General features: G+C 70.9%; 24 protein-coding genes and 1 pseudogene. 14 read left to right on the forward strand and 11 right to left on the reverse strand.

Annotated features, from left to right (window positions below; translation table 11 throughout):
• Nucleotides 1–61: 61 nt before the first annotated feature.
• A complete protein-coding gene (locus ACLKM7_RS16115; protein ID WP_436448177.1) occupies nucleotides 62–1,174 on the reverse strand; it encodes a hypothetical protein in 1,113 nt (370 codons plus the stop codon).
• A gap of 75 nt (nucleotides 1,175–1,249) precedes the next feature.
• Entirely contained in the window at nucleotides 1,250–3,169 is a 1,920-nt protein-coding gene (locus ACLKM7_RS16120) for a glycoside hydrolase family 30 protein (protein WP_436448178.1), read from the reverse strand.
• A gap of 167 nt (nucleotides 3,170–3,336) precedes the next feature.
• On the opposite strand from ACLKM7_RS16120, the gene xylA reads away from it, so the two are divergent.
• The 4 genes from xylA (at nucleotide 3,337) to ACLKM7_RS16140 (ending at nucleotide 8,139) form a co-directional block, all read left to right on the forward strand.
• Nucleotides 3,337–4,524 carry a xylose isomerase gene (gene xylA, locus ACLKM7_RS16125; RefSeq protein ID WP_436448179.1) on the forward strand — a complete coding sequence of 396 codons (1,188 nt, stop codon included), beginning with the start codon at nucleotides 3,337–3,339 and terminating at the stop codon, nucleotides 4,522–4,524.
• A gap of 96 nt (nucleotides 4,525–4,620) precedes the next feature.
• Nucleotides 4,621–5,925, forward strand: coding sequence for a xylulokinase (gene xylB, locus ACLKM7_RS16130; protein ID WP_436448180.1), 1,305 nt, complete (start codon nucleotides 4,621–4,623; stop codon nucleotides 5,923–5,925).
• Nucleotides 5,926–6,372: 447 nt separating this feature from the next.
• Complete coding sequence (locus ACLKM7_RS16135) at nucleotides 6,373–7,218, forward strand: transposase (protein ID WP_436448181.1); 846 nt, start codon at nucleotides 6,373–6,375, stop codon at nucleotides 7,216–7,218.
• Nucleotides 7,219–7,290: 72 nt separating this feature from the next.
• A complete protein-coding gene (locus tag ACLKM7_RS16140; protein ID WP_436448182.1) occupies nucleotides 7,291–8,139 on the forward strand; it encodes a GTP pyrophosphokinase in 849 nt (282 codons plus the stop codon).
• Between the two features lie 12 nt (nucleotides 8,140–8,151).
• Here the strand turns inward: ACLKM7_RS16140 and ACLKM7_RS16145 are convergent, their stop codons facing one another.
• Nucleotides 8,152–8,742 carry a TetR/AcrR family transcriptional regulator gene (locus tag ACLKM7_RS16145; RefSeq protein WP_436448183.1) on the reverse strand — a complete coding sequence of 197 codons (591 nt, stop codon included), beginning with the start codon at nucleotides 8,740–8,742 and terminating at the stop codon, nucleotides 8,152–8,154.
• Nucleotides 8,743–8,807: 65 nt separating this feature from the next.
• Between ACLKM7_RS16145 and ACLKM7_RS16150 the strand changes: the two genes are divergently transcribed.
• The 4 genes from ACLKM7_RS16150 to ACLKM7_RS16165 all read left to right on the forward strand — a co-directional run bounded on the left by ACLKM7_RS16150 (nucleotide 8,808) and on the right by ACLKM7_RS16165 (nucleotide 12,533).
• The gene (locus tag ACLKM7_RS16150) at nucleotides 8,808–9,947 is read left to right on the forward strand and encodes a hypothetical protein (protein ID WP_436448184.1); all 1,140 of its coding nucleotides are present in this window, start codon (nucleotides 8,808–8,810) and stop codon (nucleotides 9,945–9,947) included.
• A 30-nt stretch (nucleotides 9,948–9,977) separates the two neighbouring features.
• A complete protein-coding gene (locus ACLKM7_RS16155) occupies nucleotides 9,978–11,174 on the forward strand; it encodes a cation:proton antiporter (RefSeq protein ID WP_436448185.1) in 1,197 nt (398 codons plus the stop codon).
• Nucleotides 11,171–11,656, forward strand: a complete 486-nt coding sequence (locus tag ACLKM7_RS16160) for a glutaminase (RefSeq protein WP_436448186.1) — start codon at nucleotides 11,171–11,173, stop codon at nucleotides 11,654–11,656. The genes ACLKM7_RS16155 and ACLKM7_RS16160 overlap by 4 nt, the downstream gene beginning before the upstream one ends.
• 76 nt (nucleotides 11,657–11,732) lie before the next feature.
• Nucleotides 11,733–12,533 carry a tryptophan-rich sensory protein gene (locus ACLKM7_RS16165; protein WP_436448187.1) on the forward strand — a complete coding sequence of 267 codons (801 nt, stop codon included), beginning with the start codon at nucleotides 11,733–11,735 and terminating at the stop codon, nucleotides 12,531–12,533.
• A 22-nt stretch (nucleotides 12,534–12,555) separates the two neighbouring features.
• Here the strand turns inward: ACLKM7_RS16165 and ACLKM7_RS16170 are convergent, their stop codons facing one another.
• Nucleotides 12,556–13,305 carry a glutamine amidotransferase-related protein gene (locus ACLKM7_RS16170; protein ID WP_436448188.1) on the reverse strand — a complete coding sequence of 250 codons (750 nt, stop codon included), beginning with the start codon at nucleotides 13,303–13,305 and terminating at the stop codon, nucleotides 12,556–12,558.
• Between the two features lie 114 nt (nucleotides 13,306–13,419).
• On the opposite strand from ACLKM7_RS16170, the gene ACLKM7_RS16175 reads away from it, so the two are divergent.
• Genes ACLKM7_RS16175 through ACLKM7_RS16190 form a run of 4 tightly spaced genes read left to right on the forward strand, consistent with a single transcriptional unit; the run spans nucleotide 13,420 to nucleotide 18,785 of the window.
• Nucleotides 13,420–14,082 (forward strand): RNA polymerase sigma factor, encoded by a 663-nt coding sequence (locus ACLKM7_RS16175; RefSeq protein ID WP_436448189.1) that lies wholly within the window; start codon nucleotides 13,420–13,422, stop codon nucleotides 14,080–14,082.
• A 2-nt stretch (nucleotides 14,083–14,084) separates the two neighbouring features.
• Nucleotides 14,085–14,561 (forward strand): hypothetical protein, encoded by a 477-nt coding sequence (locus ACLKM7_RS16180; RefSeq protein WP_436448190.1) that lies wholly within the window; start codon nucleotides 14,085–14,087, stop codon nucleotides 14,559–14,561.
• A 57-nt stretch (nucleotides 14,562–14,618) separates the two neighbouring features.
• Nucleotides 14,619–16,259: a S8 family peptidase gene (locus ACLKM7_RS16185; protein ID WP_436448191.1), complete on the forward strand. Its 1,641-nt coding sequence runs from the start codon at nucleotides 14,619–14,621 to the stop codon at nucleotides 16,257–16,259.
• A gap of 54 nt (nucleotides 16,260–16,313) precedes the next feature.
• Nucleotides 16,314–18,785, forward strand: a complete 2,472-nt coding sequence (locus tag ACLKM7_RS16190; RefSeq protein WP_436448192.1) for a CHAT domain-containing protein — start codon at nucleotides 16,314–16,316, stop codon at nucleotides 18,783–18,785.
• Between the two features lie 230 nt (nucleotides 18,786–19,015).
• On the opposite strand, the gene ACLKM7_RS16195 is transcribed toward ACLKM7_RS16190, so the two are convergent.
• Complete coding sequence (locus tag ACLKM7_RS16195; RefSeq protein WP_436448193.1) at nucleotides 19,016–19,783, reverse strand: LysR family substrate-binding domain-containing protein; 768 nt, start codon at nucleotides 19,781–19,783, stop codon at nucleotides 19,016–19,018.
• Nucleotides 19,784–19,818: 35 nt separating this feature from the next.
• Between ACLKM7_RS16195 and ACLKM7_RS16200 the strand changes: the two genes are divergently transcribed.
• Nucleotides 19,819–20,217: a DUF1304 domain-containing protein gene (locus ACLKM7_RS16200; protein WP_436448194.1), complete on the forward strand. Its 399-nt coding sequence runs from the start codon at nucleotides 19,819–19,821 to the stop codon at nucleotides 20,215–20,217.
• Between the two features lie 4 nt (nucleotides 20,218–20,221).
• Here ACLKM7_RS16200 and ACLKM7_RS16205 read toward each other — a convergent pair whose 3' ends face one another.
• The 3 genes and pseudogenes from ACLKM7_RS16205 to ACLKM7_RS16215 form a co-directional block, all read right to left on the reverse strand.
• Complete coding sequence (locus ACLKM7_RS16205) at nucleotides 20,222–20,917, reverse strand: thermonuclease family protein (RefSeq protein ID WP_436448195.1); 696 nt, start codon at nucleotides 20,915–20,917, stop codon at nucleotides 20,222–20,224.
• A 406-nt stretch (nucleotides 20,918–21,323) separates the two neighbouring features.
• On the reverse strand, nucleotides 21,324–21,731 hold the full coding sequence (locus ACLKM7_RS16210; RefSeq protein ID WP_219982570.1) for a transferase: 408 nt from the start codon (nucleotides 21,729–21,731) through the stop codon (nucleotides 21,324–21,326).
• A 160-nt stretch (nucleotides 21,732–21,891) separates the two neighbouring features.
• A pseudogene (locus ACLKM7_RS16215) lies at nucleotides 21,892–22,143 on the reverse strand (aspartate aminotransferase family protein); the annotation flags it as partial.
• A gap of 232 nt (nucleotides 22,144–22,375) precedes the next feature.
• Between ACLKM7_RS16215 and ACLKM7_RS16220 the strand changes: the two are divergent.
• Nucleotides 22,376–23,959: a PucR family transcriptional regulator gene (locus ACLKM7_RS16220; RefSeq protein ID WP_436448196.1), complete on the forward strand. Its 1,584-nt coding sequence runs from the start codon at nucleotides 22,376–22,378 to the stop codon at nucleotides 23,957–23,959.
• 177 nt (nucleotides 23,960–24,136) lie between these two features.
• Here ACLKM7_RS16220 and ACLKM7_RS16225 read toward each other — a convergent pair whose 3' ends face one another.
• From ACLKM7_RS16225 to ACLKM7_RS16235, 3 genes are read right to left on the reverse strand one after another with little or no spacing between them, the layout of a single operon-like run.
• Nucleotides 24,137–25,177: a zinc-dependent alcohol dehydrogenase family protein gene (locus ACLKM7_RS16225; RefSeq protein ID WP_436448197.1), complete on the reverse strand. Its 1,041-nt coding sequence runs from the start codon at nucleotides 25,175–25,177 to the stop codon at nucleotides 24,137–24,139.
• Nucleotides 25,178–25,214: 37 nt separating this feature from the next.
• Nucleotides 25,215–25,544, reverse strand: a complete 330-nt coding sequence (locus ACLKM7_RS16230) for a cupin domain-containing protein (RefSeq protein WP_436448198.1) — start codon at nucleotides 25,542–25,544, stop codon at nucleotides 25,215–25,217.
• Nucleotides 25,541–26,971 carry an NAD(P)/FAD-dependent oxidoreductase gene (locus tag ACLKM7_RS16235; protein WP_436448199.1) on the reverse strand — a complete coding sequence of 477 codons (1,431 nt, stop codon included), beginning with the start codon at nucleotides 26,969–26,971 and terminating at the stop codon, nucleotides 25,541–25,543. Before ACLKM7_RS16235 ends, ACLKM7_RS16230 begins: the two co-directional genes overlap by 4 nt.
• Nucleotides 26,972–26,985: the final 14 nt, after the last annotated feature.

Below are 26,985 nucleotides of genomic sequence, written 5' to 3' on the forward strand. Positions count from 1 at the left end.
CCGCAGCCCCCCGGCACCTCGCGCGCCGCCACGCGCGAGGTGGGCAGCGGCGGGACCGTGGTCAGTTCGCCGCCACCGCGTGCTCCTCCGTCGTCCGCGCCGCCGCAACGGCGGCGTCGATGCGGGCCTGGACGCGGGCGGCGGAGCGGCTGCGAACGAACCGGAGCAGCAGGAACCCGCCGGCCAGTGCGGCGACAAGAGCGAGCTGGGCCCACGGGATCGTCCAGACGGTGAACGATGCCGAGGCGCCCGCGGGCGCTGCGACGTCGTCCTCGCCGACCACCAGCGGGGAGAGCTCGACCGTTCCCGTACCCAGGACGAGCGGCCAGGTGGGGACCGCCACCGTCGTGAGCATCTCCTGACGGGGAAGCACTTCTCGCGCGGTGGTCGTGTCGTGGGCGGGTGCCAGTCCGAACGGTCCGGTCAGTGCGACGGCGGCGTCGGCGCCGAGTCGGACGTTGCCGTCGTTGGCGATCGCGTACGTCACCTCGACCGTCCCGGGGGCGAACGGATTCCAGGAGGGGATCCACGTGGCGGAGACCGCGTCGGGCCGGAGTGACGCGACCACATCGCCCGCGACGCGAAGGTGCGCGCGCACGCCGACTCGGCTGGCGAGTCGCACGGTGCCGCCGTCGTCCTGGGTCAGCTCCGCGACGATCCCGGCGGGATGATCGCCGGGCAGCGCGTCGTCGGGGACGGTGATCGTGAGTGGCACGATCGCCGACCCTCCCGCCGGGAGCTCGAGCGCGATGCCGCCGGTCTGTGGTGTGGAGCCTTCGACCGCACCGATCGTGATCCACGATCCGCCGTCGACGGGCGTCGCGCCCGGCGGGAGCAGATCGAAGTCGCCGGTGGCAGAGATGACGCCGTCGCTCGCGTACAGGGCGAAGGTGGCGGGCTCGGCGCTGAAGTTCGTCACGGTGACGTGGTCCTCGACGATCGATCCCGGGTCCATCACGTGCCGCAATGAGATGCGGCCGTCCGGCCCGTCCGCCGACGCGGGTTCGAGTGTCCACGTCGTGGCGCCGGCGGACGGGTCGGCCGTCTCCGCAGACACGGCATGCGCCGGGTTGCGAGTCGTTCCGGCAGCATCGACAGCCGCCGCGCCCGCGGGGGGAACCGCGAATGCGAGAGCAGCCGTGAGTGCGGCCGTGAGGAGGGTGGGGGACGGCATGATGCTCCGGAGGAGGAATGGCGGTGGGGGTGGTGTGGGGCGTGACCGCCGGCGCGGCCACGCCCCGGTGTCGACTCAGTCGACGGGGAACAGCGAGACGGTGACGGTTCCGCGATAGGTTCCGGGCGCCGTGTCGACGGGGACCTCGAGGAAGAGGTCCGCCGACATGGCCGTCGAGCCGAAGCGCCCTTCGCTGCCGGCTGAAGCGAGCGATGCCGGCTCGACCAGACCCGGCCCCGCGCCGAGGGTGGTCGCCACGCTCGCCCCCGCGGTCACCCCCGGTCTCGGGTCGAGAACCTTCGGTGTCCAGCCCAGATGCTCGGCGCCGACGGCGACGTCGCCGGCGGTGAAGTCGCTGGATTGCCCCGAGACGGCCCACCCACCGGCGCCCGCCTGATCCGCGTTGCGTGAGTCGGTCACACTCACCTCGGGCAGAGCGCCCTCGAAGCGCAGCCGGTCGCCGGCGTTGGTTGCTTCGGCGAGCGTCACTCCCTCGCCGAAGTCGGCGACCGTCATCGCGAGCGAACCCGGCTCGGTCGATTCGGGGACGGTGGCTTCGATCGGGATGCCTTCGCCGGACGGCGCATCGGGCTCGAGCACGAGGGTGACCAGCGAGCGCGCGGGCAGTTGCAGCGCGGTGACGCCGTCGGCGGTCGTGGCGATCCCGTCGACCGCCTCGAGGTGATGCGTCTGGTCGTTGAGATACGCGGTGGGCTGCCTGTCGAGGTCGATGTCGGTGCTGACTGCCGTCGTGCCGTTGTTCAGAAGCTGTACGACCCGCGTCCCATCCGCGTTGTCGAACGCCGCGACCTTGACGCCGGCGAGGGCGTGGACGGCGTCGAAGCGAACCGAATCCGGGCGCACGAACCTGCTGAACGCCGCCATGCCCCACAGCCGGGCACCCACGGTGTACGTGTCGTTCTCGACGTCCACGACCATGAGTGAGCCCGAGCCGCCTTGGCTGACGCCCAGCCACCAGAGGTAGCCCGTGGCGCCGCCGAGCGTGAGCGAGTCCATCATGTGATCGACCAGACGGATGCCGTCGGAACCCGCCGCGGGAGCACCGTCCCAGTTCGCATTGAACTGCGTGAGTCCTGCGACCGAGGCCGCCCATTCCGACATCCACAGCGACTTGTCGGTCTCGAACGGTGAATCGGACCGGCTCGCGTACGAGTGCGCGGTGAGGACGTCGATCCACTGTGCGGCTTCGGCGTCTTCGAGGATCGCGCTGTGGTAGTTCTTGCCCTGGTTCCAGCCGAACGACTCGCAGCACAGCACGTCGTAGCCCGCGGCATCCGCCACCGGCCCGAGCGTCTTGGTGAACTCCGCCGCCTGCGCCGGCGTGAGCCGCATCGACTCGTACGTCGAGGTGTAGTCCGGTTCGTTCGCGAAGGCGATTCCGTCGATGTCGACGCCTTCCTGCTTGTAGAAGTCCGCCCATGCGACGAGATAGTCGGCATATGCGTCGGTCCAGTCGCCGCTGGCGCACGTGGTCCCCGAAAGGCCGCACAGCGTGCCGCCGTTTGCGGGGCTGTTGTTCGTCTTCATGTAGCCGGGCGCGGTCCAGGCATTGCCGTAGATGTACTCGACTCCCGCGGCTTCGGCGGCCTGCGCGAACCACACCTGGCCGTTGTCATAGCCGTCCCACTGGTAGTCCGGCTCCGCTTCGGGGCCGCCGGGATCGGTCGGCTGGATGGAGAGCATCCAGTCGTACGGCGGGGTCGACTGGCCGCCGATGCCGAGGCGGAGGATCGACGGATCGACCCCGCTGTCTCCGAGCAGCAGCTCCGTGGCCTCCGCCTTCTTCTCGTCCGACAGCAGGTTCAGCCGGTGGGTGCGCTGAAAGGCCGCGGAGTAGCCGAAGCCATCGATCGTCTGCTGCGTGTTCTCGGGCTGGAGATCGATTCCGGTGGTGGTGGCCGCGGCGGCGGGTGCGGCGGCGAAGCCGGCACCCACCAGACTCGCGGCCGCGAATAACGACAGTGTTCTTCTCACAGCTTCTCCTTCGAATCTGTCCGACCGATGTAAACGTTATCGCGGCCGATGTGAACGTTAACCTAGGCCTGAATGCGGGTGAGCGTCAAGGAGTCGCACCAGGAGTAGCCGTGGCGGTCGATCTGGTATAGGTTGTCTTCAGCAACAATTCCCCGCGAAGGAGCGCCATGCCCACCCCCACTCCCGCCGACAAGTTCTCGTTCGGCCTCTGGACCGTCGGCTACAACGGCACCGACCCGTTCGGCGGGCCGACCCGCAACGCTCTCGACGTCGTGCACGTCGTCGAGAAGCTCGCCGAGCTCGGCGCCTACGGACTCACGTTCCACGACGACGACCTGTTCGCCTTCGGCTCGAGCGACGCCGAGCGCCAGAACCAGATCGATCGCCTGAAGGGCGCGCTGGCCGACACCGGCCTGATCGTGCCGATGGTGACGACCAACCTCTTCTCCGCCCCCGTCTTCAAGGACGGCGGCTTCACCTCCAACGACCGCGACGTGCGCCGTTACGCACTGCGCAAGGTCTTCCGCCAGCTGGACCTCGGCGCCGAGCTCGGCGCGAAGACGTTCGTCATGTGGGGCGGCCGCGAGGGTGCTGAGTACGACTCGGCCAAGGACATCCGTGCCGCGCTCGAGCGCTACCGCGAGGCCGTCAACCTCCTCGGCGACTATGTCACCGACAAGGGCTACGACATCCGCTTCGCCATCGAGCCCAAGCCGAACGAGCCCCGCGGCGACATCCTGCTGCCGACCCTGGGCCACGCGATCGCGTTCATCGACTCGCTCGAGCGTCCCGAGCTGGTGGGCCTGAACCCCGAGGTCGGGCACGAGCAGATGGCGGGCCTGAACTTCGCCGCCGGCATCGCCCAGGCGCTGTACCACGGCAAGCTCTTCCACATCGACCTCAACGGCCAGCGCGGCATCAAGTACGACCAGGACCTCGTGTTCGGCCACGGCGACCTGCACAACGCGTTCGCACTGGTCGACCTGCTCGAGAACGGCGGCCCCGGTGGCGTGCCCGCCTACGAGGGTCCGCGCCACTTCGACTACAAGCCCTCGCGCACCGAGGATGAGAAGGGCGTCTGGGAGTCGGCGGCGGCGAACATGAGCACCTACCTGCTGCTCAAGGAGCGCGCCGCGGCCTTCCGCGCCGACCCCGAGGTTCAGGAGGCGCTCGCCGCGGCGAAGGTCGACGAGCTCTCGGTGCCCACGCTCAACCCCGGTGAGTCGTACGACGACTTCCTCGCCGACCGCTCCGCCTATGAGGACTTCGACCCGAGCGCCTACCTCGGCGGCAAGGGCTTCGGGTTCGTCCGCCTGCAGCAGCTCGCGACCGAGCACCTGCTCGGCGCCCGCTGACACATCTCATATCCGAGTCGCCATGACACGCCGGTCCGCGCCCTGCGGGCCGGCGTGTCGTCGCGCTTCACGCAATCGTTGAAAGAAGAGGTCGAAATGGCGCTGGTGATGGGTGTCGACTCGTCGACGCAGTCGTGCAAGGTCGTGATCGCGGATGCCGCGACCGGCTCGACCGTGAGGACCGGACGTGCATCGCACCCCGACGGCACGTCGGTCGATCCCGAGGCATGGTGGCAGGCGCTGCAGAGCGCGATCGCGGATGCAGACGGGCTCGACACTGTTGAAGCGTGGGCCGTCGGGGGGCAGCAGCACGGCATGGTCGCGCTCGACGCCGACGGCCGGGTGATCCGCGACGCGCTGCTGTGGAACGACACCCGCTCGGCCCAGGCGGCCGCCGACCTCACGGCCGAGTTCGGTGCCGACGAGCTCGCGCGCCGCACGGGACTCGTGCCCGTGGCATCCTTCACCATCACCAAGCTGCGCTGGTTGCGCGACAACGAGCCCGACAACGCGGCCCGGGTCGCCGCTGTCGCGCTGCCGCACGACTGGCTCACCTGGCGGCTTCGCGGGTTCGGTCCCGCCGGTGAGTCGCCGCGAGGTCCGGTGCTCGACGAGCTCGTGACGGACCGGTCGGATGCCTCGGGCACCGGCTATTGGGATCCCGCCACGGGCGGCTACGATCGCGAGCTGCTCGTCGCCGCGCTGGGCCATGACGCGGTGCTGCCGCGGGTGCTCGGACCCGAGGAATGGGTGACGGATGCCGACGGCCGGCGTGTCGGCGCGGGCGCAGGCGACAACGCGGGCGCGGCCCTCGGGCTCGGTGCCGGGCCGGGCGACGTGGTCGTGTCGATCGGGACCTCGGGCACGGTGTTCGCCGTCAGCGAGGAACGGACCATCGACCCCACCGGCACGGTCGCAGGCTTCGCGGACTGCACGGGCCGGTTCCTGCCGCTGGTCGCGACCCTCAACGCCGCACGCGTGCTCGACGCGATCGCGCGCGTGCTCGGCGTGGACCACGCCGAGCTGTCGCGCCTCGCGCTCGACGCCGCTCCCCGTGCCGACGGCCTGACGCTGGTGCCGTACTTCGAGGGTGAGCGCACGCCGAACCTGCCCGACGCGACCGCCTCGCTCACGGGGATGACCCTGGCCTCGACGACCCGCGAGAACCTCGCGCGCGCCGCAGTCGAGGGCATGCTGTCTGGGCTCGCTGCCGGCCTCGAAGCTCTGCGCGGGCTCGGCGTGCCGCTCGAGCGCGCGCTCCTCATCGGCGGCGGCGCGCAGTCCGAGGCGGTGCGGCAGATCGCGCCCCTCGTACTCGGGCTTGCCGTCGAGGTGCCCGCGCCGGGCGAGTACGTCGCTCTGGGCGCCGCCCGGCAGGCGGCATCCGTCCTCTCCGCCTGACCTCCCGCCGCCGCCGTGCTGTTCGCAATTCAGTCTCGGCGTGGCCGGCTCGGGGCCCGAGCAGCAGGAATCTCGCGGAGATCGACCGACGTGCCAGCAGCGGGACTGAATTGCGAACCGGCGACGCGCGACCATGGGGGGCTGCCCCCTGCCTTAGTCGCGGCCCGGCGATGTTCGCAATTCAGTCTCGCCGCGGCCGGTGCCGGCTCCACAGCAACGGGATCCCGCGGCAGATGGACCGGCGTGCCAGCAGCGGGACTGAATTGCGAACCGGCGACGCGCGACCATGGGGGGCTGCCCCCTGCCTTAGTCGCGGCCCGGCGATGTTCGCAATTCAGTCTCGCCGCGGCCGGTGCCGGCTCCACAGCAATGGAATCTCGCGGCAGATGGACCGACGTGCCAGCAGCGGGACTGAATTGCGAACCGGCGACGCGCCACAATGGGGGGATGCCGCAGGCCGACGCGACGGAGCAGCTCGACGAGATCGCCGCCGAGCTGTACGCCCTGCCTCCCGACGAGTTCACCAAGACCCGCAACGCGCGGGCCGGCATGGCCGAGGGAGCCGTCGCGCGTGACGTGAAGGCGCTGCGCAAGCCCACCGTCGCGGCGTGGGCGGTCAACCTGCTCGCCCGCCACGGTCAGCTCGGCGAGGCGCTGGAACTCTCGGCCGCGCTGCGCGAGGCGCAGGACGACCTCGACGCCGCCGAGATGTCGCGGCTCGGCCGCCAGCGCCGTCAGCTGGTCGCGGCCCTCGCGAAAGAGGCCGTCGAGCTGGCGAAGGATGCCGGAGTCACCGTGAGCGCGGCGGCGCGCGAAGACGTCGAGAAGACGATCAACGCGGCGGTGATGGATGCTGCCGCCGCCGCAGCCGTGATGACTGGCCGCCTCGTCAAGCCGCTCGAAGCCGGCGACATCGAACCCGAGGCGCTCGCCGACGCCGTCGGTGGGTCGCTCCCCGGAGCCCCGACGCCCGTGGCCCGCGACGACCTCGCCGAGCGCCGCGCGCGCAAGGCCGCCGAGAAGGCGGCCCGCGAGGCCGAGCGGCTCGCGAACGAGACCGAGCGCGTGCTCGCGCGCATCGACGACCGCCGTGCCAAGGCCCAGGAGCGCGTCGACCACGTCCGCGAGCGCATCGACGACCTGCGCCGCGACCTCGCCCGGCTCGAAGAGGACGAGACCGCAGCCGCGGCCAAGCTCGAGGCCATCGAGGCAGAGCGGGCAGAAGCCGCAGCCAGTGCCCGTGAGGCCGCGAAGGCGGCCGAGCGGGCGCAGCGCGAGCTCGACGACGCCTGATCCAGCGCAGCCGTGCGCCACGGCATCCGGTTCTCACAGGACTCTCGTAGCCGCCCTCCCTACCGTGGGGACATGCCGAACCCCGCGCCCCTGGTGCCTGTGACGACATCCGACGACACCGAGATCACCGTCTCGGCCGCAGAGCTGCGAGAGATGCGGGACGGGCTGCAGCGGTTCCTGATGGAGTACCGGTTCGGCCTGCAGGAGGTCGAGACGAAGATCGGCATCCTGCGCGACGAGTTCCTGCTCACCCACGACTACAACCCGATCGAGCACGTCTCGAGCCGCGTCAAGTCGCCCGACAGCCTGGTCGAGAAGGTGCAGCGCAAAGGCATCGAGGGCGACTTCGCGACGATCCGGCGTCATGTCACCGACATCGCCGGAGTCCGCATCACGTGCAGCTTCGTCGCTGACGTGTACCGGCTGTTCGACCTGCTGACCGCCCAGGACGACGTGCGCCTCATCCAGGTCAAGGACTACATCGCCGAGCCGAAGGCGAACGGCTACAAGAGCCTGCACGCGATCATCGAGGTGCCGGTGTTCCTGTCGACCGGGCGCATCGAGGTGCCCGTCGAGGTGCAATTCCGCACGATCGCCATGGACTTCTGGGCGAGCCTCGAGCACAAGATCTACTACAAGTACGACACGCTCGTGCCCGAAGAACTCCTCGCCAGCCTGAAGGACGCCGCCGACACCGCCGCCGAACTCGACGAGCGCATGGAGAGACTGCACCGGTCGATCCGCGGCGGTGGTGGACCTGGCAGCTCCGGCGGCAGGGTGATCCCCGCCCGCGAAGTGGTGGCGCCGACGCCTGCGGATTCGTCGACGGTCCCCGCGGCCCCTTCCCTCGCTGACGCGACGAGCGGAGCCTCCGGCCGCGTGGGCCCAGCCGAAGCCCCGCCCATCGCCCGTTCGGTGTAGACCGCCCCGCGATCAGCCGCTGAGCACGATGGTGGCATCGTCGACGTATTCGTCGATGTCGCGGGGCCCGAACACCGCGGTGTTCGACACGTAGCCCTGTGCGAGGGCGGCGATCGTGCGCGACAACCGCTCCGCGAGCGCTCCGGCTTCGGTGTCCGACGCCGTGCGCGTCCGTGCCCACGGAGTGATCGCCGTCGTCAGCGCGGTCCGCAGGTGCCCGGCCGTGCGCAGCATCTCAGTGTGCAGATCGGGCTCGACCATCGCCTCCCCCCAGAACTGCACCACCAGGGTCGGCGGCAGGCCGGTCTCGCGGAAGACCGACAGCATCCCGCGCAGTGCGTCGGAGGGCGCGAGAACCCGCCCGCTCGCGCCGGCCGCCTCGAGCGCGTCGATGCGAGGCAGCAGGTAGCGGCCGACCACGTGTCTCGCGAGCTCGGCCTTGTTGGAGAAGTGCGAATAGATCGCGCCGGTCGACAGACCCGATTCCTCCACGATGTCGGCGATCGACGTGTCGCGCACGCCCTTGCGCTCGAGACAGCGCAGCGCCGCACGGGCGATCTCATCGCGGCGGGCTTCGCGGTAGGCCTCTGTCACCTTCGGCATGGAAACAGAATAGCAATTCTGTTATTGTCGCAAACAGAATCGCCGTTCTCTTTTAGGAGGCTGCCATGAACGCCCACCCCGTCGACACCCGACCTCGCCCCACGCGCTGGGGCATCGCCGCGCTGCTCGGGCTCGCAGGATCCCTCGTCGTCGCTGTCATCGTCATGGCGTTCGTGTGGCCGGCGGCGACATCGCAGGCACAGAATCTCCCGGTCGGAATCTCGGGGCCGGCGGAAGCCGTCACGGCCGTCGAGAACGTGCTGGCCGAGCAGGACCCGGCCCCCTTCGTCCTGCACGAGGTCGACTCGCGCGATGACGCGGCGAGCCGGATCGACTCCCGCGAGCTGTACGGCGCGATCCTCCTCGGCGACGAGCCCGAGGTGCTCGTCGCGACGGCCGCGAGTCCGGTGGCCGCGCAGGCGCTGCGCGGGGTCGCCGGCCAGCTGCAGGCGCAGATCGACGACCGCGCGAAGTCGGCCCTCACCGACCAGCTCACCGCGCTCGTCGGCGCGCTGCAGGCGGGCCAGCGTCCGCAGCTCCCCGAAGGCGGCCCGGCTGGACCGCCCGAGGTCCCGGTGGTGACGGTGACCGACCTCGTGCCGCTGGTCGAGGGCGATGCGACCGGCGCCGGGCTCGCGGCATCCGTCTTCCCTCTCGTCCTGGGCGGGATGCTCGGCGGGATCCTGCTCACACTGCTGGTGCAGGGAGTCGTGCGGCGGCTGGTCGGCCTGCTCGTCTTCGGTATCGCAGCGGGCGCGCTCATCACCCTCGTGATGCAGACCTGGTTCGGTCTGCTTCCCGGCGACTGGCTGCTCAACGCCGCCGTCATCGGTCTCGGCGTCACGGCGACGTCGTCGCTCATCGTCGGGCTGGCTGCCCTGATGGGTCCCGCTGGGATCGGGGTGGGAGCGATCATCACGATGTTCATCGCGAACCCGATCGCTGCGGCGGCGACTCCGCCGCAGTTCCTTCCGGAGCCGTGGGGCGCGATCGGCCAGTTCTTCGTGCCGGGAGCCTCCGCCACGCTGTTGCGGTCGGTGACCTACTTCCCGGATGCCGCCACCGCGGTGCCCTGGCTGACCCTGCTCGCGTGGCTCGTGGGCGGCGTGGTGCTCGCGCTCGTCGGCCACCACCGCACCCGGGCCGAGCTCACCCCGCCGGAGGAGCAGCTCGAGCCGCCGCGCGAGATGCAAACCGTCGAGTGAGCCGCGCCGGCGCGTCGGTAGTCTTCTCCCGTGGACGACCTCGAGCCGACGCTGCTGGTGATACCCCTCCTCGCGGTGCTCGCGCCGCTGCTCGCGCGAGGTCTCGGCCGGTGGGTGCGGGTGCCGGTGGTCGTGTTCGAGCTCGTGCTCGGCATCCTGGTGGGTCCCGCGGTGCTGGGCTGGGCCGTACCGAGCGAGTTCGTCGACACCCTGTCGGAGTTCGGGCTCGCGATGCTCTTCTTCGTCGCAGGCACCGAGATCGAGTTCGGGGCGTTCCGGGGCAGGCTCGGCCGCCGGGCGTCGCTGGGGTGGCTGATCAGCCTCGCTGCGGGAGTCGCGGCGGGCTTCCTGCTGGCCCCGGGCGAGGCGGCCATCGTGATCGGCGTGGCGCTGTGCTCGACGGCGCTCGGCACACTGCTGCCGATGCTGCGGGATGCCGGAGAGATGCGCACGCCGTTCGGTCAGGCGGTCGCGGCAATCGGCGCCGTCGGCGAGTTCGGACCGCTGATCGCGATCTCGATCTTCCTCGGCGGGCGCGAACTGGGGCTGTCGACCGTCATCCTCGGCATCTTCGCCGCCGTGGCCGCGCTGGCGATCTGGCTCGCCTTCCGGCTGCCACGGGGCGCGATGCATTCGTTCGTCAGTGCGACGCTGCACACGTCGGGCCAATTCGCGATCCGCGTCGTGTTCCTGATCCTCGCGGCCCTGGTGGCCTTGAGCATCGTGCTCGATCTCGACCTTCTCCTGGGAGCGTTCACCGCCGGGATCATCTGGCGCCTCATCATGCGCGACGCGTCGGAGCACGACCGCGAAGCCGTCGAGAGCAAGATCGAGGGCGTCGCGTTCGGATTCCTGGTGCCGGTGTTCTTCATCTACACGGGCGTCACGTTCGATCTGCAGGCGCTCCTGGACGACCCGGTGCTCTTCCTGCTCCTCCCGCTCGGCCTGGTCGCGCTGTTCGTCATCCGGGGCTTGCCGTCGATGCTGTCGGCGCCGGAAGGGTCGACGCGTCGCGATCGCCTCTCGATCGCGCTCATGGGTGCCACCGGCCTGCCCATCATCGTCGCCGTCACCGCGATCGGCGTCGACGAAGGCATCCTGACGTCGTGGCAGCACGCGGTGCTGGTGGCCACGGGCATGCTGTCGGTGCTGCTCTTCCCGCTGCTGGGCATGACGCTGCGGGGCGAGCGGGTGCGCGGCGGTGCTCTCCAGGACGACATGGCGTGAGCACCACCTCGCTCCTCGACGCGGCGCGCGCCCGGCTCGGGGGCGCGCCCCGCGAGGCGCTGGGCGAGCTGACCGAACCGCGCCGCGTGCTCGGCTTCGCCCGCGCCGCGCGCATCGTCCGCCGGGGATCGGCGTGGCATCTGGGTGTGCTGCTCCTCACCGACGACGCCGTGCTCGCGACCGGCGACGTCGTCCGAGCCCGCCAGGAGGCCCGCCGCGGATACACCGCCGAGTCGCAGCGGCAGCGTGCGGCGCTGGCGGCCGCCGCCCGGCGGGGCGGGTTCGACGAGGGTGAGACCGTGCACATCGGGTGGCGGATGCTGGATCCGGCGGCCGTTGACCGGTCCGAGGTGAGCGGCCCTCTGGCCCTGGTCGACGGCGTCCCGAGCGTGCGATGGAGCGCCGCCGGCGGATACATGCCCCTCGCGGCGTATTTGGGCGAGCGGGTGGCGCTGCTGCTCGCGCCGCCACCCGGCGCGTGAATTGGCTCCGCTAGGGGCCGCGGGCATCGCTGTCAACGGGGTGTCCCCGGTGCGCGCCGCGCCCTAGCGTGAGGAGATGCCAGCCACCAGGGATCTCGTCCGTCAGATCGCGGTGATCAGCGCTTTCTGCTTCATGATCATCGCCGCGATGGTCGGCACCGGGCTGTTCGGCGGCACGCCCGTGCAGGACCTTCAGGGTGGCGCGCTCGACGCCGACGGCTCATATCTGGCTCCGGCACGCCCGGCCTTCTCGATCTGGACGCTCATCTACATCGGCCTGTTCGCCTACACCGTGTGGCAGGCACTCCCCGCCCAGCGCGCACGCGACCGACAGCGCGCTCTCGGGTGGCTGATCGCGGGCACGATGGTGCTGAATGGCCTGTGGCTGGTGACGGCACAGTTCGCCACGCTTCCGCTCACCGTGCTGGCGATCATCGCGCTGCTCGTGCTGCTCGGCGTGACCTTCCGCCGCGCGGTCGTGCTCCCCGGTCGGGGGATCGTCGACGCGATGCTGATCGACGGCGTGACCGGCCTGCACCTCGGCTGGGTGGCGCTGGCCACGGTCGCGAACACCGCGGCCTGGCTCACGCGTGTCGTCCCCGAGTCGTGGGGCGAAGCCGCAACGGCGTGGGGCGTCGCGGTGCTCGTCGTGGTGGCGCTCATCGGCCTCGCGATCGCGTGGGCGAGCGGCTGGCGGATCGCGCCCGGACTCGCGATGGCATGGGGCCTGACGTGGATCGGCGTCGGGCGGCTGCTGTTCGAGCCGGCGAACGCCGCGATCGGCGTCACCGCGCTCGTCGCGGCCGCCGTCGTGTTGCTGGTGCCGCTCGTCGGCCTGGTGCTGCGGTGGTCCGAAGAGGTGCGCAACGCCGAGTGAGGCCTCGGCGCTGCCGCGCCTCTCAGTCCCCGGTCGGCCGGAAGCGACGCGCGAAGGCGCGGAGCAGACGGGCGGGCTCGGTCACCGACGCCGCGAGCACCCGGGAGGCGATCTCGTCGTAGGCGCTGGACTCGAAGTAGCCGTCGTCCCGATAGACCGCCATCCGCTCGGTGAAGGCCTTCGTGGTCGGCTCGGGGTGGAACTGGGTCGCGTACAGCCGGTCGCCCACCACATACGCCTGCACCGGGCAGGCTTCGTTGGTCGCGAGCTGCACCGCACCCGACGGCATGGCCTCGGTGCCCTCTTTATGGGCGGTGAGGGCCGTGAAGCGGTTCGCGACACCGCCGAAGACGGGGTCGGATGCCGCCGCCTCCGTCAGCTCGATGGTGACGGGACCGGTGTCTTCGGGGAACGCACGGCTGACGCGGCCTCCGAGCAGCCGGGTCACGACGCCGATGCCGTAGCACGTGAACATCGCCGCCGGCCCGTCGCCCTCGCCGGCGCGGGCGGCGATCCGCTCGAGGTCGGCCTCGAGCCGCCGCTGCGCGTCGGTCTTGGTGGATTCGGGATCCGCGACGTTGAACGGACTGCCGCCGACCACGAATCCGCTGAAGCGGTCGAACACGTCCGGCGGCAGCGGGTCGTGGACCAGGTCATGCCGTGCGAGTTCGCCCTCGTCGACCCGCATCGCGGAGCGGAACGACTCGTACTCGGCGGCCGCCGCGCCCTGCTGCGGCCGCACGCAGACATAGAGCAGCGGCGCGGTCGTCATCCCGGAATTCTACGTCTCCGCGGGGCTGTCTTCCGGGATGGAAGACGGATACCGCGGCGACATGTATCAGGCGCGCTCTATCGCTCTCTGTCAGGTGTGGACACAATGGGCGCTATGACGCATGCGAGCGCCGAGGCCGGGCCGCCGCTGCCGGACGACCCGGGGGACGCGTCGGCGGCACGCGAGGAGGCAGCGGAGACTGTCGACTCCGCCGAGTTGCCGCGCTGGGAGCGCGCCACCGTGCTCTTCCTGCGGTGGCGAGAGGGTGACAGTCGCGCGATGGACGAACTCGTGCGGCTCATGACGCCGACGCTGTGGCACGTCGTGCGCGCGTACGGGCTCGACCACGCCCTCGCGCAGGACGTCGTGCAGACGACGTGGCTCACGCTGGTGCGCCGCCATTCGAGCGTCAACGACGCCCGGGCGATCTCGGGCTGGCTCACGATGTGCGCACGCCGCGAGGCGTGGCGGGTCAGCCGGCAGCAGCGGCGGGCCGATCCGACAGAGGTCGAGTCGCTCGAGCCCCATCTGCCTGTCCACGAATCCGCCGAGCAGACGGCAGTCGCAGACGACGAGACCCGTCGTCTGTGGGTCGCCGTCGCCACGCTCAACGAACGATGCCAGCGTCTGCTGCGGATCGTCGCGTTCGATGACCGCCCCGACTATGCACGCATCGCGCAGGATCTCGCGATGCCGGTCGGCTCGATCGGACCGACACGCCAGCGCTGTCTCGCGAAGCTCCGCGCCGTACTCGAGGGCGCGGGGGAGGAGGGGTGACGATGGAGACCGACCAGAACGCGGACTTCGCCGCCGACGCGGCGCTTTTCGCGCGCATGCGTCGGATGTGGGAAGACGTCGACCCGGCGCCTGCCGACCTCGTCGATCGCATGGTCGCCGCCGTCGCGGTCGAGGACCTCTCGCGGGAGTATGCGCTGCTCACGCTGGTCGAAGCATCCCTCGCCGCCGTCCGCGGTGAGAGCGACAGCGCGACGCTGCAGTTCAGTGACGGCGAGACCAGCGTGCTGCTGCATGTGACGGTCACCGAGGGCGGTGGCCGGCGGGTCGACGGATGGGTGGATGCCTCTGCCCTCGCCATCCGCCTCGTGCAGGGCGAGCGCGAATGGCCGGCAGATCCGGGCGAGCACGGCCGCTTCGCCTTCGACGAGGTCACGCCCGGCATGGCGCGGCTCCGCCTCGTGGTGCGCGCCGCCGACGGCGAGATGCGCGACTTCCAGACCCCGCAGTTCGAAGTGTAGGAATCCGGATGCCGCGGCCTGGGGGCCGTGGTGTCCGCTGTCTGACGAGGAGAACACATGTCTGACGTGCCCCCGATCGATTCCGGTGACGATGGAGATCCCGGGCGACCGCTCGATTGGCGTGCCAGGTACGACGCGGCTCGCGCACGCGGGGTTCCCCTCGATCCGCGCAGCGAGCCTGTAGCGGGCGTCGCCGCCTATCCGACCGCATACGATTCCGATCACCTCATCGTCACCGAAACGGGCCGACTCGAAGGGATTCTCGGTGAGTTGAGCGAGGCGGCGGCCGACTTCGGCTGGGGGATCGAACTCGAACGCGTGAGCGGCGAACCCGAGACGCTGGAGGCTGCGACTGCCCGCGCCCGCGCTGGCCGGGATCAATTCGATCTGCCGACGCTGTACCGCGTGCGGATCTTTCCGCAGCCTCGCGCCGACAAGGACGACGAGCCGGTGCCGCCCATTGACGCGTGGCGATTGCTGCAACGCGCGCGGGCGCGTTTCGGACGCGGCTTCCGCGGTGCCGCGCTCGACCACGTGGTGACGGTCGATCCGCTGCAGGTCAATCCGTTCGGCCGCACGAACCCGTTCGGCCGCACCAACCCGTTCGGGCGCACCAACCCGTTCGGCCGCACGAACGCTCCCGGGATCGAGAGCTACGCCGACCCGGGGAGTGGGGGACGCCAGGTGGTCGGCTTCGTCGGCCCCGCCCCGGTACGCACCCCCATCGCGAAGTCGGGTCGGCGTCCAGTGATCGCGGTGCTCGACACCGGCTGCGGGGCGCACACGTGGCTTCCCGACGACATCGTGGACTGCCATCCGTCGGTGGAGGGGACCCCGATCGGAATGACCGACCCGGCGACGGATCCGGAGACGCACGGCGACGTCTGCGGACCGCTCGACGGCGGGATCGACGAGGCGGCTGGGCACGGCACGTTCATCGCGGGGATCATCAGGCAGGTTGCACCGGAGGCCGACATCGTGTCGGTCCGGGTCGCGGACAGCCAGGGCACCGTGCTCGAGAGCGAGCTCATGGTCGCCGTGCGCAGCATCGTCAAATGGATGTCGCTGGCCCCCGAGAAGGGCGGTCGCGCCATCGACGTGCTCAATCTCTCGCTGAGCTACTTCCATGAGACGCCCGAGGACGAGCTGTTCGATCTGACCCTCAGCGAGCTGCTCGTGGCCGCGCGCAAGCTCGGCTGCGTGGTCGTCTGCTCGGCAGGCAACGAGGCCACCAACCGTCCCACGTTCCCGGCCGCGCTGTGGGCGTGGCCCCACGCGGACTTCGTCGTGGACGACCCGACGGATGCGGCGCCGCATCTCTCTGTGGGCGCTCTGAACCCCAACGGCACGATGGCGCTGTTCAGCAACGTCGGGCCGTGGGTTCGCACCTGCGCTCCGGGAGTCGCGGTGCTCAGCACCTCGCCGCCGTTCGAGGGCGGGGTCGAGCCCGGCTCGCGAGACGACCGGTGGGGCGTGCGCCGCGAGACGATCGACCCGGACGACTTCAGCGGAGGCTTCGCGCTGTGGAGCGGTACATCGTTCGCGGCGCCGTTCGTGGCGGCGCTGTTCGCGCGCGAGATCGCGGACGCGCTCGCGCACGGTTCGCTGCGCCGCGCGGACGAGCGCATCGCGGCGGTGAGGAAGGCGGAGAAGGCGATTCTGAAACAGCTGGCCGTGATCGGACCGCGCAAGGTCTGAGCCGCCCCGCTCCGACAGTTTCCCCAGCGAGGACTTCGCGGCCAGTATGGGTGCGTGACGCGCGCCGCAGAACGTCTCCATCGCAGGGCGGTGGAACTCCTGAACAGAGGGCGGGTCGCCGATGCCCGGCGGGTGCTCTCTCAGGCTGCGGGCTCTCTGGTCGACCCCGATCTCGGAGCACGGATCGCGGGTACGCTCGCGTACGCGCTCGCCCGCACCGGCGAGCCCGCCGAGGCCGTGCGGATGTGCGAGGAGGCGCTGGCCGATCCCCGACTGGATCCCCACACCGTCGCCATTCTCGCGGGGCAACGGGGGGCGATCGCGGAGCTCGTGGGCGACCTCGACGACGCGGAGCGGTGGCTCACCAGGGGATTCCGAGGTCTCGGCGACGACCACGAGGCCCGCGCGAACCTGCTGATCAATCGGAGTCTGGTCAACATCCGCCGGCGAGCCTTCGAAGCCGCAGAGGACGACACCGCGGCGGCTGTGCACATCTTCGCCGATCTCGGCATGGGTGTCGCCGAAGCCCAGGCGCGCCACAACCAGGGCTATCTCGCGCTGCTGAAGGGCGATCTCATCGGTGCCAACCAGTCGATGCTGTGTGCGCGACGGATTCTGGCGCCGCTGTCGGCCGTGACAGCCGCGACGTGCGACCTGGACCGCGCCGAAGTCCTACGGGATGCGGGGCTTCCGACCGAAGCAGAGGAGATCCTGCGCCGGACCGCGCGCGTCTTCGGCACGCACCGCATGCCGCAGGCGCGTGCGGAGGCGGAGTTCCAGCTCGCCTGCTCGTTGCTGACGCACGATCCCGTGGGAGCCCGCGAGGTCGCCAAGACCGCCGCTCGCAGGTTCCGGGCCGTTGGCAACGAGACCTGGGCGATCCGGTCCGACGGCGTGCGCCTGCGGGCGGAGCTCACCGGCGGCGGCTTCACGCGTCGCGGAGCACGGCAGAGCGGGCCATGGCGAGCGCCCGACGCCGACGTCGTGGAGGCCACGGCTTCCGCACTCGACCAGCGCGGCTTCCGAAACGAGGCCGCCGCGCTGCGGATGTCACGGATCCTCCGTGACGCGGGCCGCGGGGACCGCGGCCCGGACCACGCCATCCGGATCCCGCCGGCGGCGTCGATGGAGGTGCGGCTGCTCACGCACGAAGCGCGCGCGGCCCGCGCCGCCGCCGCCGGCAAGGGAGCGGCAGCGCGCCGCCATGCCGCCGAGGGACTGGAGATCCTCACCGCATGGCAGGAGTCCTTCGGCAGCCTCGATCTTCAGACGGCGATCGCCATGCACGGGAACGGACTCGTTCTGACAGGCCTCCACTCAGCTGTGAAGTCCGGACGCCCGGACATCGTCTTCGAATGGTCGGAGCGTGCCCGACACCTCAGTCAGCAGGTCGTGCCGCTGCGGGCTCCGCCCGATCCGATCGTCGCCGCTGAACTCGCGGAGCTTCGAATGCTCCGGGCCGACGATCCTGCGTGGCTGTCGAACGCGCGCGTCACCGAGTTGCGCGATCGGGCGCGGGAGCGTCAGTGGTCGGCGACGGGTGCGGCGTCGATTGAGAGCCGAGCCACGCTCGACGAAGTCCGCGATCGTCTTGATCCCGACACGGCGTTGCTCTCGTTCGTCTTCTCCGGCGATGCGCTGGAGGTACTCGTCGTCACCAGCGAGGACACCGTGATCTACGACCTCCCGCGTTGGCCGGCGGTGCGAGAGATGTTCGCCGGCCTGCGCGCTGACCTGGACATGGCCGCGACCGTCCGCGGGCCGATGGGCGAGGTCGTTCGTCGATCCCTGTCCGCCCGGCTGGCGGCGCTGTCCGACGCGCTGCTCGGGCCGGTGTCCGCATTGAGCGCGCGGAGACTCGTCCTGACCGTCCCTGGCGTGCTGAGCGGTGTGCCGTGGGCGATGCTGCCGGCGATGCGTGCGCGCGCCTTCACGCTCGCCGCGTCTGCGACACGCTGGGTGCGGAGCGAGTCCGACAACCGCTCCACCACGGCGGGCGTAGGGTTCGCGGCCGGGCCGCGCGTCGCGAGAGCTCAGGAGGAGATCGGCGTCGCCGCAGCGGCGTGGCCGGCCAGCGTCACGGTTCGCGACACGGGGGCATCCGTCGATCACGTCACGACCATGGCGTCCCGAGTCGACGTGCTCCACGTCGCGGCGCACGGTCGTCACTCGGCAGACAACCCGATGTTCTCGGGACTCGAACTCGCCGACGGGACGCTGTTCGGCTACGACATCGATCTCATCGAGAAGGTTCCCGACACTGTCATCCTCTCGGCCTGCGAGGTCGGGCGCTCGTCGGTGCGGTGGGGCGAAGAGGCGGTCGGGATGACACGCGTGTGGCTCCATGCCGGGGCGCGTGCGGTCGTCGCTGCGCCCGTCGTGGTCGCCGACGACGACGCGTGCGAGCTGCTCGGGGCGATGCACGAGGGTCTCGCTGCCGGTGCGTCACCGTCCGAGGCGTTGGCTGCGGCATCCGAGCGCACCGGCATCGTCGCGCCGTTCCAGGTGCACGGCGCGGGTTTCTGAGGACCGGGTTCGCGAAAAGATCTCGCCGCGATGTATCAGCGCCGCAGCTCGCGACTCCAGGTGATCGGAGCTGCTCGTCGCGTTCCGGCACCGAGGTGGGGAGGCGCCGGATGCTGGGGGCGACAAACTCATCCGGGGTGCGTCTGGGGCGCATGCTCGGTGAGCGAGCTTCATGGGGGATGCCGCACGGCCCGGGTCGGCGGCATCCTCCGCATTCTCCGGGCGAGTGCTCAGCGCGAGGAGTTCGCCGTGCGGCCGCGCACGATCCCGACGAATGCGTCGACCTCTGCTGTGGTGCGGTCCGACACCCACGCCAGAGCGACCGTCGATGCCGGGCCGCCGCGGAGAGGCCGGTATTCGATGTCTTTGCGATGGTGCAGCCGTGCGAGCGACATCGGCACCACGACGATCCCGACGCCCGTTGCGGCGGTCGCGATCGCCTCGGAGGAATCGGCCGGGGCGGCGAACGCCGGCCGGACGGTCCCCGGAATCGTGACACCGAGCACGTCGTCGAGCGGAACGATCAGCACCTCGCCGTCGAGGTCGGCCGCGTCGAGCTCCTCCGCCGCGGTCAGATGCGAGTCGCGCGCGCACACCACGACCGGCACCTCGTCGTACAGCGGGATCACGTTGAGCCCGTCCTTGTCGATCGGCAGCCGCACCAGCGCGGCGTCGACCTCGCTCTCGACGAGGGCGTGACGCTGGTCCGCCACTGCCAGGGCCACGAGCTCGAGCGCGGTGCGCGGCATCCGCTCGTTCCACGTGTCGATCCACTTGCCGGGCGTGGCCCCCGGGATCGCGCCGAGCCGGAACGGACCTGCCGGCTCCGACGCGGACGGGGCCGGTGCAGGACCGGGCGACGGCTTCGGCGTACGCTGCGGCCGGCCGGCGGGATTCTTGCCTGCCGGCGAGGAGCCCTTGGGCTTCGCCGTGCGCCGGGTCGGGGCATCCCGTCGCGGTCTCCCGCCGCGCCCGCCGCCCGCCCTGCCCTTCGCCATATCCCTCAGGGTAGCCGGGGCGCTATCGTTCGCTCATGCTCGCGATCCTCGCCACTGTCTTCGCCGCCCTCGCCGCGCTGCTGCACGTGTACATCTTCGTGATGGAGAGCGTGCAGTGGACGCAGCCGCGCATCTGGCGGCGGTTCGGCGTCGCCGACCAGGCCGCCGCCGAGACGACGAAGCCGATGGCCTACAACCAGGGGTTCTACAACCTGTTCCTGGCGATCGGCGCGGTGATCGGGATCGTCCTGTTCGTCGCGGGGTCGGCAGACGCCGGCCTGCGCGCGGCAGGCCTCGCGCTCGTGCTGTTCAGCCTCGGCTCGATGGTGGCGGCGGCGCTGGTGCTGCTGACCACCGGCATGAAGTACCTGCGCCCGGCCCTCATCCAGGGCACGCTGCCGCTCATCGGGTTCGTGCTGGTGCTCTTCGCGTAGGAGTTCAGGCGCACGCGCTCCAGCGGCCGGCTCCGGATGCCTCCGCGCGCGCTTGCGCGCCGGCCAGCAGATCCTCGTGCTCGACGTTGGGCCACACGCGCAGCGCCTCGGCATCGCCCGCGGCGACGAGTTCGTGGTTGACGAACCGCCCGTCGTCGGTCCAGAGGTAGAAGAGGCGGCGGTCATAGTCGTCCCACGTGTCGACGTCGGGAGCCGCCCAGATCGTCGAGCCCTCTGGCAGGAGTTGTGCCAGGTGCGTGCGTGCCTCGTCTGCCCAGCACTCGGGTGACGGCGTGCCTTCGGGTGTATCGACCCCGATGAGGCGGATGCGGATCGGACTCTCGGTCGTGACGACGTCGTTCGCGCTCTGCATCTGCGCCTCGATCGTGTCGCCGTCGTACACGTACGTGACCGTGAGAGGGAAGGCGTCGGACGGGCGAGACGGGATGCCGGTGCCCGATCGCTCGTGACCTTCAGAGCTCTGCGGCGTCGGAGTCGGCAGCATCTCATGCAGCCGGCGATCCAGGTCGACGCTGATGCCCCGTCGCCCGACGTCGAATCCCCACGTCCCGTCGTCGAGTCCCGAGGTTCCGCGCCACACCATCGCGACGACGAAGACCACGACACCGGCCACCACCACGAGCAGCAGCTCCAGGTCGCGGCGGCGACGGGGGCGGCGGGTGCCGACGTCGTCTCTCACCGCGCCAGGCTAGCCAGATCCGCCCGGGGGCCCGGACCGTTCTCCACAGGGCACCGGCGCTCGGGCCGTGCCGTCGCCTGCCGGAGCCCCTGCCAGTCATCGTCCTGTGCGAAAACACCAGTCCGTCACGGCGACACGCCGTACACGGGACGTCGAGCCGGCGTGTCGGCGTTACCGACCAGTGTTTTCGCAGTGCGGCCGGGCGGGATGCCGCGACCGGGCGCGCCGGCTGCCGGGCGCGCCGGCTGCTCGAGCCCCGCCCGTCACCGGGTGGTGCGAAAACACCAGTCCGTCACGGCGACACGCCGTAACACGGGACGTCGCGCCGGCGTGTCGGCGTTACCGGCCAGTGTTTTCGCAGTGCGGCTGGGTGGCGGGGTGAGATGCCGCGACCCGGCGCGCCGGCTCAGGCGGCGAGCCGCAGACCCCGGCGATCGGTCGCGACACGTTCGCCGTCGGCGATCGTCTCGTCGTCGCCGATGAGCGAGCCACCCGCGACGCGGGCTTCGCTTCCGACCTGGGTGCGCACACCGATCTTCGCGCGCGGGCCGATGGCGGCGCGCGGACCGATATGGGCGTGGGGCGCGATCTCGGCGTCGGGGCCGATCACGGCATCCGATTCCACCCATACGCCGCGGCCGACATGCGCGCCCGCGGCGATTTGAACGCCCGGTTCGACATACGCCCCCGCTTCGACGATGGCGCTCGGGTGCACCTTCGCTCCATGCGCGATCAGGCCACGACCGTTGACGTGCTTGCGGTAGCGCAGCGTCTCGCCCCGGTCGTTCTCGATGTCGACGTAGTTCTTGCCCACTGTCCCCTCCTGCAGCACTGTCATGTGCCGAGTAAAGAAACAACCTCGATGCCAGCTATTTCATTCCCGCGCATCGGATCGATTCGAGGTACGGGGTTGCATCTGGTTCGGAGGAGAGGTAGCCGGCGGATTGCGTGCGGCTGCGACCGCTCGAATCCCGTCAGCGGGCGGCGTGGTCGTCGGCGATCGAGAGGGCTCGGTCGACCACGTCCAGGCCGCGCACAAGGTCTTCCTCGGAGATCACGAGGGGCGGGGCGATGTGCATGCGGTGGAAGTGGGTGAACGGCCACACGCCGTCTCGCTTGCACGCCGCGGCGACGGCGGTCACCGGCGCGGCCTCGGCGCCGCCGGCATTGAACGGCACGAGGGGCTCGCGGGTGACGGCATCCTTCACCAATTCGATCGCCCAGAACTGGCTGCCGATGTGCTCCGCAGCGCCCGGCTCCACGGAATCGACGGTGGGGGCGGCAAAGCGCATGAGGCTCCTGACGGCTCCCGGACAGATCGTGCGGCGATCGCTTAGGCTGAACGCGTCCCAGTGTGCCAGAGCAGCAGAGGCGGTAACGGTGGCCGACCGTCGCGAAGATCGGACTGTCCAAACGGATCGTCCGGCCGATCTCTCAGCCGATGAAACACTCCCCACGGTGCGGGAAGTGATCGCTCTCGACGCGGTCGCGAACGGTGTTCCGGAGGTGCTCGTCGGCGACGAATCGCTCGACGCGCGCGTGCGGTGGCTGCACGTGTCCGACAGCGCCGGCGTCGCACGACTGCTCGATGGCGGCGAGCTGCTGCTGTCGACCGGGTCATCGTGGCCCGCTGAACCGGCCGAGCTGCGCCGCTTCATCGGCGAGCTCGCCGATGCCGGCGCGTCCGGTCTGGTGCTCGAGCTCGGCACCCACTACCGCTACGTGCCGGCCGTCGTCGTCGAGGCCGCCCGCGAACGCGGACTGGCGCTGGTCGTGCTGCACCGCGAAATGAAGTTCGTCACGCTCACCGAGGCGGTGCACAACCGCATCATCCGCGGGCAGACCGACGCGCTGCGCGCCCGTGACGAGGTGCGCGAGCGCTTCACCGCCCTCGTGCTGCGCGGATCGCCGGCCGATTTCATCGTTCACCAGCTCGCCCAGACCCTCGGCGCACCGGTCGTGCTCGAGAACCTCGCCTACGAGGTCGTGGCCGCCGAAGTGCCGCTCGCGATGGAGGAGGAGCTCTTCACCGAGTGGGAGCTGCGATCGCGATCGGCGCACCGGCGCGCGGAGTACCGCCGCGAGCACGGGACCGGGGCCGGCAGCGAGGACTGGCTCATCGTGCCGGTCGAGGCACGCGGCATCCGGTGGGGGAATCTCGTCGCGCTGCCGGGTCCGGAGCATCCCGCCGGACGCACCGCGGTGCTCGAGCAGGGTGCGATCGCGCTCGCGGTCGGGCGGCTCGCCGACGGCGAGGCCGACGAGTGGGCGCGCATCGGGCGACGGCGACTGGTCGACGGGCTGCTCGCCGGGCGATTCGCGGGGATCGGGGGTGCCGGCGCGCGGCTCGAGGCCGCAGGACTGCCGCTGCGCGACGCGCGACTGTTCGGGATGGTCGTGTCGGGCGCGACCGTGGCGACGGAGCGAGCGGATGCCGCGGCCCGCGCGCTCCGCGGACGCGTCCTGGCAGGCTCGGCCCCGGATGGGGTGGCCGCTCCGGCGTCGGCCATGCTGCTCTCGCTGCCCGCGAACGCCGTCTTCGACGACGACGCCGTTCGTGCCTTCGCCCGGGCGGTCGTTGATCCCGCCGACATCGATCGCGTGACCGTGTCGATCGGACGCGGCGCGGACGGACTCGACTCCGCACTCGCCTCCCTGCATGAGGCCGTCGACCTCGCTCGCGGGCGCCGGCGCCGCGCCGGGCGCGGTCCGCACCTGCGTCGCGCCGAGAACCGTCCCCTGGTGCCGCTGGTGACGGCACTGCGCGACGACCATCGCGTGCTCGAGCATGGCGAACGCATGCTGGCGCCCCTGATCGCCCACGATCTCAGCCGCTCCGGCGACCTGCTCGACGTGCTCGAGGCGATGCTGTCGCACCCGGGCAATCGCACCGCAGCGGCCTCGGCATCCCATCTGTCGCGCTCGGTGTTCTACCAGCGCATCGCGCTCATCGAGGAGCTGCTCGGACTCGACCTCGACGACGGCGAGACGCAGACCGCGCTGCATCTCGCGCTGCTCGTGCGCAGGTCCGCCGGCCGCTGACCCGCCTGAAGCGCACTCGCGTGCACGTTCGATGGTGCGGAATTGGCACCTACGGGCCGAAACGGGCGTTTTCGTCGCAGGCAGCCTGCTCTCGGGCACGCTTCGCCGCGCGGTCCGGCCATCGACTGCGAAGGCTCTGCCTCCCCCGTGGCGCTGTTCGACCCGAACCTGAGCGCGTCAGCCCCGCTGCGAGTCGATCAATGTCATGCCGGCAGGGGTGGCACGATCGAACGTGGGCAGCATCCGGGCAGCCTCCTCGAGATCGACCACACGCTCTATCAGGCGGTCGGGCCGGAGGGCGCCGCTCTCGATCAGCGCGAGCATGCCGGGATAGTCGACGGCGGCCATGCCGTGGCTGCCGAGCAGATCGAGCTCCCACGCGATCACGCGTGCCATCGGAACGCGCGGGTGGCCCTCGACCGGTGGCAGAAGCCCGATCTGCACCTGCCGGCCGCGGCGGCGGAGGCTGTGGATGGCGTCGGCGCACGTCTGCTCGCTGCCGACCGCGTCGACGGAGACGTGCGCGCCACCGCCCGTGAGCTCGTGGACGGCCGCGGGGATGTCACGCCCATCGGCTTCGAGGACGTGATCGGCCCCGAGCGATCGGGCGACATCGAGGGCTGCCGGGTTCCGGTCGATCGCGACGACACGCGCGCCGAGCGCCGTCGCGATCATGACGGTGCTGAGTCCCACGCCCCCGGCGCCCACGACCGCCACCCACTCGCCTGGGGCGATCCGCGCACGGCCGACGAGCCCACGGTAGGCGGTGGCGAAGCGACAGCCGAGGCTCGCAGCCGCCTCGAAGCTCACCGACTCCGGGATCGCGACGAGGTTCGTGTCGGCGGCATGCAGCGCGACGTACTCGGCGAACGAACCCCAGTGCGTGAAGCCGGGCTGCTGCTGGTCCGGGCACACCTGAGCCTCACCGCGCAGGCACCACTCGCACGTCCCGCATCCGCATACGAACGGCACGGTCACGCGATCGCCGACCGTCCAGTTCTCGACGCCCGCGCCGACCTCGGCGACCACGCCCGCGAGCTCGTGCCCTGGCACATGCGGCAGCGCGATCTCGTCGTGTCCGGCCCATGCATGCCAGTCGCTGCGGCACAGTCCCGTCGCCTGCACCCGCACGACGACGCCACCATCGGGTGCGGCCGGGACGGGAACGTCGAGAACCGCAGGGGTCCCGCCGATGGTGTCGTAGACAACAGCTCGCACCGCGACATCCTCTCATCCGGGTCCGGCCTGTCGCCGATCAGCCCGCGATGTAGACCTTGCGGAGCGTCTCGCGCACCGTCCATACCGTGCGCATGCCCGCCGTCAGCTGCACGATCGAACCGGGACGCAGCTCGATCGCAGGCAGTCCCGGCTCCTCGAACGACACCGTCGCCGAGCCGGACAGCACCACGAACACCTCGTCCACCTCGACATCGGTCGATGTGCCGGGCGTGTGCTCCCACACTCCGATCGTGTCGGTCAGTTCGACCAGACCGGTGGCGGGAGCGCCGGCCACCACCTGGTCGGCAGGCACCGGCGCCATCGCGGGCGCCAGGGCTGCGGCATCCGTCACCGTCCCGGGGTTCACGAGTCGAAACCCAGTCCGAGCGCGTCGAGCGTCTTCAGCAGCACATTGCGCCGGCCCTCGTTGTGATCGGCGCGGTCGAGTGACCAGCGCGTGGCGTTGATGCCGATCGCCGCGGCCGGCTCTGGTGGGAACGGCAGTGGACGCTTGCGCACCATCTCGAGCTCGGTGCGCTCGTTCGAGACGCCGTCGAGCAGGTCGAGCATGACCTCGCCGGCGAAGCGGGTCGAGCCGACGCCGAGCCCGGTGAAGCCTGCGGCATAGGCGACGCGACGCTCGCGGGCGGTGCCGAAGAAGGCCGTGAACTGCGTCGACGTGTCGATCGCGCCGGCCCACTTGTGGGTGAAGCGCAGCCCCTCCAGCTGCGGGAACGTGGTGAAGAAATGGCCGGCCAGCTTCTCCCACGTCGCTGGACGGTGCTCGTGCTCGGGACGCACCGCGCGACCGTAGTGGTAGATCGCGTCGTAGCCGCCGAAGAGGATGCGGTCGTCGGCGGTGAGCCGATAGTAGTGGAACTGGTTGGCCATGTCGCCGATGCCCTGGCGGTCGCGCCAGCCGATGCTCGCCAGCTGCTCGGCGGTGAGCGGCTCGGTCATCAGCACGTAGTCGTACACCGGCACCGTCATGAGCCGGTTCCGCTTGAGGAGCGACGGGAAGACGTTGGTTGCGAGCACGGCACGGGATGCCTCCACCCGGCCGGCATCCGTCGCGACGACGACGCCTGGGCCGGAGGAGTCGAGCCCCGTCACGTGCGAGCGCTCGAAGATCTCGACGCCCCGCTCCTCGCAGACCCGCGCGAGCTCCGCGGCCAGGCGCGCGGGGTGCACCAGCGCGCACGTGCGCTGCTCCCACACCGCCGCGAGGTAGGTAGGCGAGGCGACGGATGCCTGCACCTCGGCCTCGTCGAGATAGATCACGCCCTCTTCGCCCCCGGCGGCCCAGTCCTTCAGCCACTGAACCTGGTGCGGCTCGAGCGCGGGCGAGAGCTGCCCGGTGCGCTCGAACTGGAAGTCCATGCCGTAGCGGGACTCGGCAGCCTCGATCTCGTCGAGGTTCTCCGTGCCGAGGCGCTCGAGCACCGGCATCTCGGCGGGCCAGCGGGCCAGTCCGTTCTCGTGGCCGTGCGTGAGGCTGGCTTCGCAGAACCCGCCGTTGCGGCCCGAGGCCGCCCAGCCGACGCGCTGGGCCTCGACGATCACGATCTTCGCCCCGGGCTCGCGTTCGGTGGCGAGCAGCGCCGTCCACAGGCCGGTGTACCCGCCGCCGACGACGACCAGATCGGCGCGGTGCGTGCCCACCAGCGGCGGACGGTCGGGGAGCAGACCCCCGGGAAGGTCGTCCCGCCAGAACACCGAGTGCCTGGTCTCGGCGAGGGATCGATGGACGACGGATGCTGCCGGCCGCTGTCGTTCGAAGACGGTCGTGCCCACGGGTATCAACTCCG

Origin of the sequence: Microbacterium sp. I2, assembly GCF_051364985.1 — a bacterium.
Lineage (GTDB): Bacteria > Actinomycetota > Actinomycetes > Actinomycetales > Microbacteriaceae > Microbacterium.

Coding starts and splice junctions, on each gene's coding strand:
- ACLKM7_RS16170 (WP_436448188.1), bottom strand. CDS start 13,305: ATGACGACCGCGCCGCTGCTCTATGTCTGCGTGCGGCCGCAGCAGGGC.
- ACLKM7_RS16150 (WP_436448184.1), top strand. CDS start 8,808: ATGAACGCCCACCCCGTCGACACCCGACCTCGCCCCACGCGCTGGGGC.
- xylB (WP_436448180.1), top strand. CDS start 4,621: ATGGCGCTGGTGATGGGTGTCGACTCGTCGACGCAGTCGTGCAAGGTC.
- ACLKM7_RS16165 (WP_436448187.1), top strand. CDS start 11,733: ATGCCAGCCACCAGGGATCTCGTCCGTCAGATCGCGGTGATCAGCGCT.
- ACLKM7_RS16135 (WP_436448181.1), top strand. CDS start 6,373: ATGCCGCAGGCCGACGCGACGGAGCAGCTCGACGAGATCGCCGCCGAG.
- ACLKM7_RS16115 (WP_436448177.1), bottom strand. CDS start 1,174: ATGCCGTCCCCCACCCTCCTCACGGCCGCACTCACGGCTGCTCTCGCA.
- ACLKM7_RS16175 (WP_436448189.1), top strand. CDS start 13,420: ATGACGCATGCGAGCGCCGAGGCCGGGCCGCCGCTGCCGGACGACCCG.
- ACLKM7_RS16180 (WP_436448190.1), top strand. CDS start 14,085: ATGGAGACCGACCAGAACGCGGACTTCGCCGCCGACGCGGCGCTTTTC.
- ACLKM7_RS16200 (WP_436448194.1), top strand. CDS start 19,819: ATGCTCGCGATCCTCGCCACTGTCTTCGCCGCCCTCGCCGCGCTGCTG.
- ACLKM7_RS16140 (WP_436448182.1), top strand. CDS start 7,291: ATGCCGAACCCCGCGCCCCTGGTGCCTGTGACGACATCCGACGACACC.
- xylA (WP_436448179.1), top strand. CDS start 3,337: ATGCCCACCCCCACTCCCGCCGACAAGTTCTCGTTCGGCCTCTGGACC.
- ACLKM7_RS16195 (WP_436448193.1), bottom strand. CDS start 19,783: ATGGCGAAGGGCAGGGCGGGCGGCGGGCGCGGCGGGAGACCGCGACGG.
- ACLKM7_RS16145 (WP_436448183.1), bottom strand. CDS start 8,742: ATGCCGAAGGTGACAGAGGCCTACCGCGAAGCCCGCCGCGATGAGATC.
- ACLKM7_RS16185 (WP_436448191.1), top strand. CDS start 14,619: ATGTCTGACGTGCCCCCGATCGATTCCGGTGACGATGGAGATCCCGGG.